At 75.4% G+C, this 13278-nt stretch carries 14 protein-coding genes and 1 riboswitch; of the genes, 12 read left to right on the top strand and 2 right to left on the bottom strand.

The genetic code is table 11. The features are described 5' to 3' along the window. The first annotated feature begins 25 nt into the window (after positions 1–25). Positions 26–586 (top strand): 50S ribosomal protein L17, encoded by a 561-nt coding sequence (rplQ, locus tag ACZ6O2_RS27865; protein WP_466024939.1) that lies wholly within the window; start codon positions 26–28, stop codon positions 584–586. 69 nt (positions 587–655) lie between these two features. Further along, the gene (gene truA, locus ACZ6O2_RS27860) at positions 656–1486 is read left to right on the top strand and encodes a tRNA pseudouridine(38-40) synthase TruA (protein ID WP_466024938.1); all 831 of its coding nucleotides are present in this window, start codon (positions 656–658) and stop codon (positions 1484–1486) included. Positions 1487–1601: 115 nt separating this feature from the next. Here the strand turns inward: truA and ACZ6O2_RS27855 are convergent, their stop codons facing one another. Next, complete coding sequence (locus tag ACZ6O2_RS27855; RefSeq protein ID WP_466024937.1) at positions 1602–2450, bottom strand: hypothetical protein; 849 nt, start codon at positions 2448–2450, stop codon at positions 1602–1604. A gap of 650 nt (positions 2451–3100) precedes the next feature. On the opposite strand from ACZ6O2_RS27855, the gene ACZ6O2_RS27850 reads away from it, so the two are divergent. The 3 genes from ACZ6O2_RS27850 to ACZ6O2_RS27840 are packed head-to-tail and all read left to right on the top strand — an operon-like array spanning position 3101 to position 6423. Then, positions 3101–3706: a class I SAM-dependent methyltransferase gene (locus tag ACZ6O2_RS27850; protein ID WP_466024936.1), complete on the top strand. Its 606-nt coding sequence runs from the start codon at positions 3101–3103 to the stop codon at positions 3704–3706. A gap of 41 nt (positions 3707–3747) precedes the next feature. Next, a complete protein-coding gene (locus tag ACZ6O2_RS27845; RefSeq protein WP_357460265.1) occupies positions 3748–5427 on the top strand; it encodes an ABC-F family ATP-binding cassette domain-containing protein in 1680 nt (559 codons plus the stop codon). A gap of 33 nt (positions 5428–5460) precedes the next feature. Further along, a complete protein-coding gene (locus tag ACZ6O2_RS27840; protein ID WP_466024935.1) occupies positions 5461–6423 on the top strand; it encodes an aldo/keto reductase in 963 nt (320 codons plus the stop codon). A 323-nt stretch (positions 6424–6746) separates the two neighbouring features. Here the strand turns inward: ACZ6O2_RS27840 and ACZ6O2_RS27835 are convergent, their stop codons facing one another. Further along, positions 6747–7070 carry a hypothetical protein gene (locus tag ACZ6O2_RS27835; RefSeq protein WP_466024934.1) on the bottom strand — a complete coding sequence of 108 codons (324 nt, stop codon included), beginning with the start codon at positions 7068–7070 and terminating at the stop codon, positions 6747–6749. Positions 7071–7192: 122 nt separating this feature from the next. Then, positions 7193–7301, top strand: a riboswitch (TPP riboswitch). Between ACZ6O2_RS27835 and thiE the strand changes: the two genes are divergently transcribed. From thiE to thiC, 7 genes are all read left to right on the top strand, one after another. Then, entirely contained in the window at positions 7296–7922 is a 627-nt protein-coding gene (gene thiE, locus ACZ6O2_RS27830) for a thiamine phosphate synthase (protein WP_350704132.1), read from the top strand. It overlaps the preceding riboswitch by 6 nt. Further along, a complete protein-coding gene (gene thiO / locus ACZ6O2_RS27825; RefSeq protein WP_466024933.1) occupies positions 7916–9127 on the top strand; it encodes a glycine oxidase ThiO in 1212 nt (403 codons plus the stop codon). The genes thiE and thiO overlap by 7 nt, the downstream gene beginning before the upstream one ends. Then, on the top strand, positions 9118–9318 hold the full coding sequence (gene thiS / locus ACZ6O2_RS27820; RefSeq protein ID WP_132230919.1) for a sulfur carrier protein ThiS: 201 nt from the start codon (positions 9118–9120) through the stop codon (positions 9316–9318). Before thiO ends, thiS begins: the two co-directional genes overlap by 10 nt. A 4-nt stretch (positions 9319–9322) precedes the next feature. Then, positions 9323–10093 carry a thiazole synthase gene (locus ACZ6O2_RS27815; RefSeq protein WP_357692509.1) on the top strand — a complete coding sequence of 257 codons (771 nt, stop codon included), beginning with the start codon at positions 9323–9325 and terminating at the stop codon, positions 10091–10093. A 68-nt stretch (positions 10094–10161) separates the two neighbouring features. Further along, on the top strand, positions 10162–10785 hold the full coding sequence (locus tag ACZ6O2_RS27810) for a thiamine phosphate synthase (RefSeq protein WP_466024948.1): 624 nt from the start codon (positions 10162–10164) through the stop codon (positions 10783–10785). Beyond that, positions 10782–11570, top strand: a complete 789-nt coding sequence (thiD, locus tag ACZ6O2_RS27805; RefSeq protein WP_466024932.1) for a bifunctional hydroxymethylpyrimidine kinase/phosphomethylpyrimidine kinase — start codon at positions 10782–10784, stop codon at positions 11568–11570. Before ACZ6O2_RS27810 ends, thiD begins: the two co-directional genes overlap by 4 nt. A gap of 17 nt (positions 11571–11587) precedes the next feature. After that, on the top strand, positions 11588–13180 hold the full coding sequence (gene thiC, locus ACZ6O2_RS27800; RefSeq protein WP_350704124.1) for a phosphomethylpyrimidine synthase ThiC: 1593 nt from the start codon (positions 11588–11590) through the stop codon (positions 13178–13180). Positions 13181–13278 lie beyond the last annotated feature (98 nt).

Here is a 13278-nt window from a genome sequence, read left to right as displayed (position 1 = left end):
CCGCCACACCTGAGGAGCACCAAGCATGCCCACGCCCACCAAGGGCCCCCGCCTCGGCGGCAGCCCCGCGCACGAACGGCTGATGCTGGCCAACCTGGCCACCGCGCTGTTCCAGCACGGCAAGATCCAGACCACCGAGACGAAGGCCCGGCGGCTGCGTCCGCTGGCCGAGCAGCTCATCACCAAGGCCAAGCGCGGCGACCTGGCGTCCCGCCGGCGGGTGCTGGGCGTCGTCAAGGACAAGGACGTGGTCTACGCCCTGTTCGACCAGATCGCGCCCCGGTACGCCAACCGCAACGGCGGCTACACCCGGATCGTGAAGACCGGTCCGCGCAAGGGTGACGCCGCGCCGATGGCGATCATCGAGCTGGTCGAGGAGCTTCAGGTCGCCGAGCCGAAGGCGAACAAGAAGACCGCCGCCCGCAAGGCCGCGCAGCAGGACAAGGTCGAGGCGCTCGCCCCGGCCGAGGAGGCCCCGAAGTCGAACACGGGCGACCAGGACGCCGAGGCGCCCGTGTCGGCGTCCGGCGACACCGCCGCCGCCCGCGAGGACAGCGACGAGGCCGGCGAGAACGACAAGGCCTGATCCAGGCCACCGTCGGGCCCGGCACCCCACGTGGGGTGCCGGGCCCGACCCCGTGAGGCGGAGGTACGAGTGGACGAGCGCACCCGGCTGCGGCTGGACGTCGCGTACGACGGCACCGGCTTCTCCGGCTGGGCCGCCCAGCCGACGCGACGTACGGTCTCCGGGGTGCTCGTGGAGACCCTCGACCTGGTGCTCGGCGCGGGGACGGCGACGGGGCTGACCGTGGCGGGCCGCACCGACGCCGGGGTGCACGCCACCGGGCAGGTCTGCCACGTCGACCTGCCCACCGCCGTGTGGCGGGAACACGAGGGGCGGCTGCTGCGCCGGCTGGCCCGGCTGCTCCCCACCGACGTGCGGGTGCGGGCGATGACCGAGGTGCCCGCCGACTTCGACGCCCGGTTCTCGGCCACCTTCCGTCGCTACGAGTACCGGGTCACCGACGCGCCGTGGGGCGCCGAGCCGCTGCGCCGGCACGAGGTGCTGGCCTGGCCGAAGCCGCTCGACCTGGACGCGCTGAACGCCGCCGCGGCGGGGCTGGTGGGGGAGCACGACTTCGCCGCGTACTGCCGGCGCAAGGAGAACGCCACCACGCTGCGCGAGGTGACGCGGCTGGACTGGCGGCGGGACGCCGACGGGCTCCTCGTGGCCACCGTGCAGGCCGACGCGTTCTGCCAGGCGATGGTGCGCAGCCTGGTCGGCGCGATGCTGGTCGCGGGGGACGGGCGCCGTCCGGTCGGGTGGCCGGGCAGCCTGCTCACCCGCCGGGAACGTTCCAGCGAGGTGACCGTGGCCCCGGCGCACGGGCTGACCCTGGTCGCCGTGGGCTACCCCGACGACCCGGCCGAGTACGCCCGCCGCGCCGAGGCGACCCGCCGGCTGCGCGTCCCCGTGGAGGGCTGACCGCAGCGCTGCCGCGGACGCACCGGGTCGACCTGGGCGGGTGACCCCGCCGGGGTGCCGAAGTCAACGGGTGCGCGGCCCGGTGGCCCGCGCACCCGTCCACACCCGGGGCTCGTCACTCGCCCGGCAGCTCGCTCCCGTCCTGTGTGCCGGTGCGGTCCGCGCCCTCGTCGGTCGGCTGGCCGGCCGTCCCACCGGCCGCCCGGCGCTCCAGCACACCCTGGTTGAGGTGCAGCTCGATCATGTCGAAGAGGATCTCTCTGGCCTTCGTGTCGCCCGACCTGATCGCCGCGCCGTTGACGCGGACGACCACCGCGTACGCGAGGTAGTGGCCGCGCACCTGCCAGCCGACCCGCGCCGGCGCGGTGGCGATCGCCTCGGTGCCGTTGTCGGCCGGCATGCCCCGGAATCGGCCCTGCCGCTCGTCGAGCATCTGCCGGATCCGGTCGCGGGCGCGTTCGGCGCTGGCATGGTCGGTCAGGTTGAACAGGCCGGCGGTCACCAGGTGGTCGCCGTCGGGCGTGCGCAGGGTGGCCCGGACCACCTGGTTGCAGCCGAGCCGGACCAGCAGGTCGGCGACCTCCCCGGTGGCCGCGACCGCGCAGCTCGCGCTGGAGTGGGTCTTCAGCACCCGGTACGCGGGCTGCCCGTCGGCGACGACGAGCTGCGTGCCGGGGAACAGCTCCTTGGCCGTCAGCGGTGCCTGGTCGGTGTCCCGGGAGTCGAGGTCGTGCGCCCCGGCCTCGGCCGACTCGGCCACCTGGGGCTGGCCGGTGGGCGTGGCCTGCGGCGTCCGGTCGCGCTCGACCAGCAGGGCGGCGGCGCCGAGGCCACAGAGCGCGAGCAGCACGAGCACGGCCGCGCCGCCGACCAGCACCTGCCACAGCCGGCCGCCGCCCCGCTGCGGCACGGGCCGCTCGGCCGCCACGGGTGCCTCGACCGCCACGAATGCCTCGGTGGCCACGGGTGCCTCGGCCGCTACGGCCGGCTCGGCCGGTGCCGGCGACACCTGCACGTCCGGCGGGGCCTGCGGGGCCTGCCCGTCCGGCGGCGCCTGCGGGACCTGCGCGCCCGGCGGGGCCTGTGGCTCCGGTGAGGCCGGCGGGGCTGGCGAGGCCGGCGGGGCCGGTGGGGCCGGTGGGGCCGGTGGGGCCTGCGGGTCGGGCGGTACCTCTGCCTGGGGCGCTGGCGGTGCCTGTGGCGCTGGCGGCGTCTGTGGCGCTGGCGGCGTCTGTGGCGCTGGCGGCGGCGCCTGTGGTGCTGGTGCGTGCTGCGCGGGGGACACCGGGACCGAGGCGCGGACCGGCTCCGGCTCGGCGGGGGGCAGCGTGACCCGGTTGGGCCGGGGCAGCGACGGCGTCGGGAAGCGGGACGGGGAGGGGCCGGCCGGCGGACCGGCACCGAGCACCGAGCGGCCGGACCGGGGCTCTGGGTACTCCATGAATGCTTCCTCATCGGACTCGTACCGATACACCATGTCGCCCAGGGTAGGAGGGCATTGCCCCTTTAGGGGGTAATAACGGGAAATTGGGTGCCTGACTGTTTCGTGTCGTGCTGTGGCCGCTCCTCGGCCCCGGACCGGCCGGTGGCGAGGGCGGTGCGAGAATTGCCGGCGTGACCGGCGACCACTACTTCACCGCTGAACCCGCGACTGCCGCCCACCCGCGTGAGGTCGAGTTCGCCGCCGCCGGCCGCGACTACACCCTGACCTCCTCCGGCGGGGTCTTCTCCGCCGCCCGCCTCGACCCCGGCACGGCGGTGCTGCTGCGCAAGGCGGAGCTGCCGTCCGCCGACACGGCCGGCGCCCTGCTCGACCTCGGCTGTGGCTTCGGGCCGATCACCTGCGTGCTGGCCAACTCGGCGCCGTCGGCGACCGTCTGGGCCGTCGACGTCAACGAGCGGGCCCGGGAGCTGACCGCCACCAACGCGGCGCGGGTCGGCGCGGCCGACCGGGTACGCGTCGCCGCGCCGGACGACGTGCCCGCCGACGTGACGTTCGCCCAGCTCTGGTCCAACCCGCCGATCCGGGTCGGCAAGGACGAGCTGCACCGGATGCTGCTGCGCTGGCTGCCCCGGCTCGCCCCGGACGGCGTCGCCTGGCTGGTGGTCGCCCGCCACCTCGGCGGCGACTCGCTGCACCGCTGGCTGGCCGACCAGGGCTGGCAGGTCGAGCGGCACGCCAGCCAGAAGGGCTACCGGGTGCTGCGCGTCACCCGATAATTGGTTGGGCCGCCCGGCGGGTGCTCGGGCAGGATGCCGGCGTGGGATACGTGGACGTGGCAGCCGTCGGGCATCTCCTCCCCGACGGGCGGGAACTCTTCACCGACGTCTCGTTCCGGGTCGGGGAGGGCGCCAAGGTGGCCCTGGTCGGGCCGAACGGCGCCGGCAAGACGACGCTGCTGCGGATGGTCGCCGGCGACCTGCCGGTGAAGACCGGCGCGATCGCGCGGGCCGGCGGGCTGGGCGTGATGCGCCAGTTCATCGGCATGATCGGCGACGAGTCCACACTGGCCGACCTGGCGCTGTCGCTCGCCCCGCCGGCGCTGCGCGACGCCGGCCGCCGGCTCGCCGAGACCGAGGCGGCCATGCGGGCGGCCGAGGTCCGCGGCAAGTACAGCACCGCCGCCGGCAAGGCCCAGCTGGCGTACGCGGACGCGCTCGCGGCCTGGGGCGAGGCCGGTGGGTACGACGCCGAGGTGCTCTTCGACACCGTCGCCACCATCGTGCTCGGCCTGCCGTGGGACGGCGCCCGGGAGCGACCCGTCCGGACCCTCTCCGGCGGCCAGCAGAAGCGCTTCGCCCTCGAACTGCTGCTGCGCGGCCCCGACGAGGTGCTGCTCCTCGACGAGCCGGACAACTTCCTCGACGTGCCGGGCAAGCGCTGGCTGGAGGGGCGGCTGCGCGAGTCGGCCAAGTCGGTGCTCTACGTCTCGCACGACCGGGAGTTGCTGGCGCACACCGCCGACCGGGTCGTCGCCGTGGAGGGCGGCAGCGCCTGGGTGCACCCCGGCGGCTTCGCGAGCTGGCACTCCGCCCGCGTGGCCCGGCACGCCCGCCTCGACGAGCTGCGCAAACGCTGGGACGAGGAACACCAGAAGCTGCGCGAGCTGATGCTGATGTACAAGCAGAAGGCCGCGTACAACGACGGGATGGCCTCGCGCTACCAGGCCGCGCAGACCCGGTTGCGCAAGTTCGAGGAGGCCGGGCCGCCGCCCGTACCGCCGAAGGACCAGGACATCCGGATGCGCCTGACCGGCGGGCGGACCGGCAAGCGCGCGGTGGTCTGCGAGCAGCTGGAACTCGACGGCCTGACCTACCCGTTCGACCTGGAGATCTGGTATGGCGACCGGGTCGCGGTGCTCGGCGCCAACGGCACGGGGAAGTCGCACTTCCTCCGGCTGCTCGCCCGCGGCGGCAGCGACCCCGACCCGGCCAACGGCCCGGTCGACGGCGCGGCGGCGCTCGCGCCGGTCGCGCACGACGGGGTGGCCCGGCTCGGCGCGCGGGTGCGCCCCGGACACTTCTCGCAGACCCACGACCGGCCGGAGTTGATGGCGAAGACCCTCGTGGAGATCCTCTGGCGGGGGGACGACCACCGGGCCGGCATGGACCGGCACGCGGCGATGGCGGCGCTGTCCCGGTACGAGCTGGCGGGGCAGGGCGACCAGCGCTTCGGCACCCTCTCCGGCGGGCAGCAGGCGCGCTTCCTGGTGCTGCTGCTGGAGCTGTCCGGCGCGACGCTGCTGCTGCTCGACGAGCCCACCGACAACCTCGACCTGGCGTCGGCGGAGGCGCTGGAGGCCGGCCTGACCGCGTTCGAGGGGACCGTCGTGGCGGTGACCCACGACCGCTGGTTCACCCGCTCGTTCGACCGGTTCGTGCTGTTCCGGGGCGACAACGAGGTGGTGGAGACCCCGGAGCCGGTCTGGGACGTTGGCTGAGGCATCCTCGGGCGGCGGGCCGGCCGGCATAGGGTGGATCTCGTGACTGAGATGACCTACCGCCGGTTGGGCGACTCCGGGCTCGTGGTGTCCGTCGTCGGCATCGGCTGCAACAACTTCGGCCGCAAGCTCGACCTCGACGGGACCCGGGCGGTGGTCGACGCCGCGCTGGACGCCGGGATCAATTTCTTCGACACCGCCGACATCTACGGTGAGCCGCAGGGCGCCTCCGAGGAGATGCTGGGCCAGGCGCTCAAGGGCCGCCGCGACGACGTGGTGGTGGCCACCAAGTTCGGCATGGACATGCACGGCCTCAACGGCCCCGACTTCGGCGCCCGGGGCGCGCGGCGCTACATCGCCCGCGCGGTCGAGGCTTCGCTGCGCAGGCTCGGCACCGACCACATCGACCTGTACCAGATGCACGAGCCCGACCCGGGCACCCCGATCGACGAGACGCTCGCCGCGCTCGACGATCTCGTCCGCGCCGGCAAGGTACGCTACCTGGGCAACTCCAACTTCGCCGGCTGGCAGATCGCCGACGCGGACTGGGTGGCCTCGTCCAACGGCCGGGCCCGGTTCATCAGCGCGCAGAACCAGTACAGCCTCCTGGCGCGCGGCGTCGAGGCCGAGGTGGTGCCGGCGTGCGAGCGGTTCGGCCTCGGGCTGCTGCCGTTCTTCCCGCTGGCCAACGGGCTGCTCACCGGCAAGTACAAGCGGAACGAGGCCCCGCCGGCCGACAGCCGCCTCGCCGGTGGCGGCCGGTACGCCGAGCGCCTCGCCGCCGCCGACTGGGACACCATCGAGGCGATCGAGGCGTACGCGAACGAGCGGGGACTGTCGATGCTCCAGGTGGCCATCGGCGGGCTGGCCGCCCTACCGGCGGTGACCTCGGTGATCGCCGGCGCCACCACGCCCGATCAGGTGCGCTCCAATGCGGCGGCGGGCGCCTGGCAGCCCACCGACGAGGACCTCGACGCCCTCCGCGCCATCCTCTGACCCGCCCGCGCGCCGACCCGCGCGCGCGGGCGGGTCGCCCCCCGCCCGGCCCCTGACCGGGCCGGGCGGGGGGCGATGCTTCCACGGGTGGAACACCACGGACCTCTCCCACCCCGGGAGACAGCCCTGGTGTTCCACCCGTCCCCATTGCTCGGCGCATGGCCGTTCCAGCTTGGCCGTTTTGGGGTGTGCGCTGCGGCGCCCCGCCGGTGTGGACGTTCGTCGGCGGGTGGAACGCCAGGGCTGTCACCGTGGGTGGTTGACCGACCTGGCGTTCCGCCCGTCGACGCGTTCGCGGAGGGCGGCGGCGACGAGGCGTACCGTCAGGTTCCGGTGCCGGAGCACGTCGTCGGCGGTGAGAGCCATAACTGGGTCTCCATCGGAGACTCACTCAGGGGCTCGGCCAGCGCGAGCACCTCCCGCAGCAGCGGCAGCCCGGGCCAACGACGACGAGTGTCGGCGTACGTCGACAGCGCCGGCAGCTTGACCACCCGGCGATGCAGCAGCGCGTCGACGGCCACCAGAGCCTCGTCGCGCGGCGCCTGTCGACCGAGGTCGAACGGGTCAGCAGGCCGTCGGCGACGGCGGCGCTCCGCCCGGAACGGCAGGAAGGCCAGGCGCGGCGGTACCCGGGCGGGGGAGGGCATCCGCACAGCATCGCGTGACGGGTCGGTCACGTGCCGCCCCGATCGTCGGCTTCGGACGGTCGGTGTGAAATCCGCGTCTCGCCCTTGGCGGATCCGGCGATCCGTCGTACGGTGACACGCGCAAGTGACCCACGGGAGCCCGGTGCACCGGGCTGAGAGGGGGGCTGAGAGCCCCCGACCGTCGAACCTGATCCGGGTAATGCCGGCGCAGGGAGGAGTGTTGCCGTGCCGTCCCTTGGGCGACTGCATCTGATCACCGACACCCGACCCGGGCGGGATCCGCTGGCCGTGCTGCGGGCCGCCCTCCCGGTGGCCCGCGCCGAACTGGTCGTGCAGGTCCGCGTCACCGACGACGCCACCGACCGGGAGGCGTACGACCTGGCCCGCCGGGTGGTCGCGCTCTGCGCGCCGTACGACGTCCCCTGCCTCGTCAACGACCGGCTGCACGTGGCGCTGGCGGTGGGTGCCGCCGGCGGGCACGTCGGCGCGGCGGACCTGCCGGTCGGAGCGGCCCGCCGGGTGCTCGGCGCGACCGCCGTGCTCGGGGCCACCGCCCGCGAGCCGGGGACGGCCGCCGAGGCGGTCGCCGCCGGGGCCAGCTACCTGGGCGTGGGTCCCTGCCACGCCACGAGCACCAAGACCGGCCTGCCGGCGCCGATCGGCCCGGCCGGGGTGCGCGCCGTCACCGCCGCCGTGGACGTGCCGGTGGTCGCGATCGGCGGGGTGACCGCCGCGAACGCGCCCGCGCTGCTGGCCGCCGGGGCGTACGGGGTGGCGGTGGTGGGGGCGCTCTCCGGGGCGGCCGATCCGGCCCGGGCGACGGCGGAGCTGCTGGGAGCGCTGGGGTGCTGAGCCGGCCGGACGTCGCCGTGGTGGGGGCGGGACCGGTCGGGCTGGCGATCGCCTGGCGCTGCGCGGCGCGCGGCCTCCGGGTCGCCGTGCACGACCCCGCCCCCGGGTCCGGCGCGTCGCACGTCGCCGCCGGGATGCTCGCCCCGGTCGCCGAGGCGTACTTCGGCGAGCACGAGCTGACCGGGCTGCTGACCGCCTCCGCCGCCCGCTGGCCGGCCTTCGCCGCCGAGCTGACCGCCGCCACCGGCACGGACGTCGGCTACCGCACCGAGGGCACGCTGATGGTCGGGCTCACCGCCGACGACCTGGCCGAGGCGCGCCGGCTGTGGGCGTACCAGCAGGGTCTCGGGCTGCCGGTGACGCCGCTGCGCCCCTCGGCGCTGCGCGACCGCGAGCCGGCGTTGGCGCCCCGGGTGCGCGGCGGCGCGCTCGCCGCCACCGACCACCAGGTCGACCCGCGCCGGCTGGTGCCGGCGCTGCGCACGGCCGCCGAGCGGGCCGGCGCCACGCTGGTGCCCGCCGCCGTGCGCCGGCTGTCCGACGTGGACGCGCGCGTCACGGTGGTGGCGGCCGGCTGCGGGGCGGCGGCCCTGACCGGGCTGCCGGTGCGGCCGGTGAAGGGCCAGGTGCTACGGCTCCGCGCGCCCGGCGGCGGCGCGCCGGGCTTCCGGCACGTCATCCGGGGGTACGCCGACGGCGAGCACGTCTATCTCGTGCCCCGCGACAGCGGGGAGGTGGTGGTGGGCGCCACCGTCGAGGAGCGCGCCGACACCGACGTCTCCGCCGGGGCGGTGCTGCGCCTGCTCCGCGCCGCCGTCGACCTGCTGCCGGAGCTGGCCGAGTACGACCTCGTCGAGACCCTCGCCGGCCTGCGCCCCGGCACCCCGGACAACGCCCCCGTCCTCGGCCCGCTGCCCGGTCGGCCGGGCGTGCTCGCCGCGACCGGTCACCACCGGCACGGCATCGTGCTCACCCCCCTCACCGCCGACCTGATCGCCGACCTGGTCGTCACCGGTACGGCGGACCCGCTGCTCGCCCCCTTCACCCCGGACCGGTTCGCGCCGACCGCCACCGCCGATCCGGCCGGCACCGCCGGACAGGCCGGCACCGCCGGACAGGCCGGCAGCGCCGGGCCGGTGGTCCGGGCCGCCGCCGACGGCCGCTCCGGCGCCTTCGCACCCGAGGAGGAACACCCGTGGAACTGACGGTGAACGGCGCCGGGCGCAGCCTGCCCGGCGGCTCGACCGTGGCGGACCTGGTCCGCGCGGTCACCGACCAGCAGCGCGGCCTCGCCGTCGCGGTCAACGGGGAGGTCGTGCCGCGTACCGGCTGGCCGGCGACTGTGCTGCGCGACGGCGACCGGGTCGAGGTGCTCAGCGCCGCCCAGGGCGGGTGAAGCGGTGAGCCTCGACCTGGGCGGCGTGCGCCTCACGTCCCGGCTGATCCTCGGCACCGGCGGCGCGGCCAACCTGCGCGTGCTGGAGGACGCGATCCGCGCCTCCGGCACCGAACTGGTCACCCTGGCCCTGCGCCGCGTCGACACCGCCCCCGGCACCGCCGGCGGGCTGCTGGACCTGCTCGACCGGTGCGGGGTGCGGCTGCTGCCGAACACCGCCGGCTGCTACACGGCGGGCGAGGCGGTCAAGGTGGCCCACCTGGCCCGGGAGGCGTTCGGCACCGACTGGGTGAAGCTGGAGGTGATCGGCGACGAGCGCACGCTGCTGCCCGACGGGGTGGAGCTGCTGCGCGCCGCCGAGGAACTCGTGGCGGACGGGTTCGTGGTGCTGCCGTACACGTCGGACGACCCGATTCTGGCGCGGCGGCTGGCCGACGTCGGCTGCGCCGCGGTGATGCCGGCGGGCGCGCCGATCGGCTCCGGCCTGGGCGTGTCGAACCCGCACCACATCCGGCTGATCCGGCAGAGCGTCGACGTGCCGGTGATCCTGGACGCCGGCATCGGCACCGCCTCCGACGCGGCGCTGGCGATGGAGCTGGGCTGCGACGCGGTGCTGCTGGCCAGCGCGGTCACCCGGGCCGCCGACCCGGTGGCGATGGCCACCGCGATGCGGTACGCGGTCGAGGCGGGGCGGCTCGCGTACGGGGCGGGCCGGATCGCCCGCCGCTTCCACGCCCTGGCCTCCACCCCCGACGACGGACGGCCGGACCTGTGACCCGCACCGGTGCCGTTCCGGCGGATCCTGGTACGCAAGCGCCCCCGACGGGGCCGTTTCCCACCAGGATCCCGCGTGGGCCGTCCGGCGTCGTCCTGCTGACCGACCGGTGGCAGGCGCGGCGGCCACTGGCCGAGGTCGTCGCGCGGGCCGTCGCCGGGGGAGTGCGGTGGGTGGTGCTGCGGGAGCGGGACCTGCCCCGGGCCGAGCGCGCCGCCCTCGCCGTCGAGCTGCGTGCGATCCTCGCCGAGGTCGGCGGCACGCTGGTGGTGGCCGGCCCGGACCCGCTCGACGGGGACGCGGTGCACCTGCCGTCGGCCGGCCCGTACCCGCCGCCGCGCCTCGGCCTGGTCGGCCGCTCCTGCCACGACGAGGCCGAGTTGCGCCGCGTCACCAGCGAGGACTACGCGACCCTGTCGCCGGTCTTCCCCAGCCGCAGCAAACCCGGCTACGGCCCACCTCTGCGCCCCGAGGGGCTCCGGGGGTTGATCGAGGCCAGCCCTGTGCCGGTCCTCGCGCTGGGCGGGGTGCAGACCCCGGAGCACCTGCACGCCTGCGTCGCCGCCGGAGCGGCGGGAGTGGCGCTGCTCGGCGCGATCATGCGCGCCGACGACCCGACCGGGGTCGCCGCCACGCTCACCGCCGCCTTCCGGTCGGCGGTCTCCCCGCCGCCTCGTCTGGGGGACCGATGACACCCACCACCGTGCTCACCATCGCCGGCTCGGATTCCGGCGGCGGCGCGGGCATCCAGGCCGACCTCAAGGTCTTCGCCGCCCTCGGCGCGTACGGCACCAGCGTGATCACCGCGGTCACCGCGCAGAACACGAGGGGCGTCGACGCCGTCCTGCCGCTGCCGCCGCGCACGGTCACCGAGCAACTCGACAGCGTGCTCGCCGACTTCGCCGTGCGGGCCGTCAAGACGGGCATGCTGGCCACCCCGGCCATCGCCGACGCGGTCGCCGGCGCCGCCCGGGACGGTCGGCTGCCGCACCTCGTCGTCGACCCGGTGCTCGTCGCCACCAGCGGGCACCGGCTGGGCGCGGTCGCCGCAGTCGAGCGGCTGCTGCCGTACGCCCGGGTGGCGACGCCGAACTGCGACGAGGCGGCGGTCCTCATCGGACGCCCGGTGACCACGGCCGAGGAGATGGTGGCCGCCGCCGAGGCGCTGGCCGCCGGCGGGCCGGAGCACGTGGTGGTGACCGGCGGCGACGTGGACTGCGACGGCGAGGCGGTCGACGTGCTGCACGGCGACGGGGTCACCACGGTGCTCCGCGCGCCCCGGGTCGTCACCCGGCACAACCACGGCACGGGGTGCTCGTTCTCGGCGGCGGTCGCGGTCCGGCTGGCGCTGGGCGACCCGGTGCCGACGGCGGTCGCCGCCGCCAAGGCCTACGTCTTCCGCGCGCTGACCGGCGGGCGGGACTGGGAGTTGGGCGCGGGACGCGGCCCGCTGGACCACTTCGGGTGGTCCGCATGAGCACAGGGGAGGCAGTCATGCAGACACGTCGCAAGGTCCACGTGGAGGGGTCCCGGCCGGATGTCCGGGTGCCCTTCGCCGAGGTGGAGCTGACCGGCGACAACGCGCCGGTCCGGCTCTACGACACCTCCGGGCCCGGGTCCGACCCGGAGGTCGGGCTGCCGCCGTTGCGCGGGCCGTGGATCGCCGAGCGCGGGGACGTGGCCCCGGTGCGCGGCGCGGGCACGCCGCTGGCCGGGGCGCACGGGAAGCGCCCGACGCAGCTCGCGTACGCCCGGGCGGGGGTCGTCACGCCGGAGATGGAGTTCGTGGCGATCCGGGAGGGCATGGCGCCGGAGTTCGTCCGGGACGAGATCGCCGCCGGGCGGGCGGTGCTGCCGCTCAACGTCAACCACCCCGAGTGCGAGCCGGCGATCATCGGCAAGGCGTTCCTGGTCAAGGTGAACGCCAACATCGGCACCTCGGCGGTCACCTCCTCGGTCGCCGAGGAGGTGGAGAAGCTGACCTGGGCGACCCGGTGGGGCGCGGACACGGTGATGGACCTGTCGACGGGCAAGCGGATCCACGAGACCCGTGAGGCGATCGTGCGGAACTCGCCGGTGCCGATCGGCACCGTGCCGATCTACCAGGCGCTGGAGAAGGTCGGCGGCGACCCGGTGAAGCTGAGCTGGGAGGTGTTCCGGGAGACCGTCGTCGAGCAGGCCGAGCAGGGCGTCGACTACATGACGGTGCACGCGGGGGTGCTGCTGCCGTACGTGCCGCTGGCGGTGGACCGGGTCACCGGGATCGTGTCGCGGGGCGGCTCGATCATGGCCGCCTGGTGCCTGGCCCACCACGAGGAGAACTTCCTCTACACGAACTTCGCCGAGCTGTGCGAGATCCTGGCCCGCTACGACGTGACGTTCTCGCTCGGCGACGGGCTGCGCCCCGGCTCGATCGCGGACGCCAACGACGAGGCGCAGTTCGCCGAGCTGCGCACCCTGGGCGAGCTGACGAAGGTGGCCTGGGAGCACGACGTACAGGTGATGATCGAGGGCCCGGGACACGTGCCCATGCACAAGATCAAGGAGAACGTGGACCTCCAGCAGGAGTGGTGCCACGAGGCGCCGTTCTACACGCTCGGCCCGCTGACCACGGACATCGCCCCGGCGTACGACCACATCACCTCGGCGATCGGCGCCGCCATGATCGGCATGTTCGGTACCGCGATGCTCTGCTACGTGACCCCGAAGGAGCACCTCGGGCTGCCGGACCGGGACGACGTGAAGGCCGGCGTGATCGCGTACAAGATCGCGGCGCACGCGGCCGATCTGGCCAAGGGGCACCCCGGCGCGCAGGCGTGGGACGACGCGCTCTCCAAGGCGCGGTTCGAGTTCCGGTGGGAGGACCAGTTCAACCTCTCGCTGGACCCGGAGACCGCGCGGTCGTACCACGACGCGACCCTGCCCGCCGAGCCGGCGAAGACGGCCCACTTCTGCTCGATGTGCGGGCCGAAGTTCTGCTCCATGAAGATCACCCAGGAGCTCAAGGAGTACGCGGCGCGCGGCATGAAGGACAAGTCGGAGGAGTTCGTCTCCTCGGGCGGCCGGGTCTACCTGCCGCTGGCCTGACCCGAAGCGGGGGGGGGGGGGGGGGGGGGGGGGGGGGGGGGGGGGGGGGGGGGGGGGGGGGGGGGGGGGGGGGGGGGGGGGGGGGGGGGGGGGGGGGG

The organism is Micromonospora sp. NPDC048040, from assembly GCF_055587185.1.
This window is presented reverse-complemented; position numbering and strand designations above follow the sequence as displayed.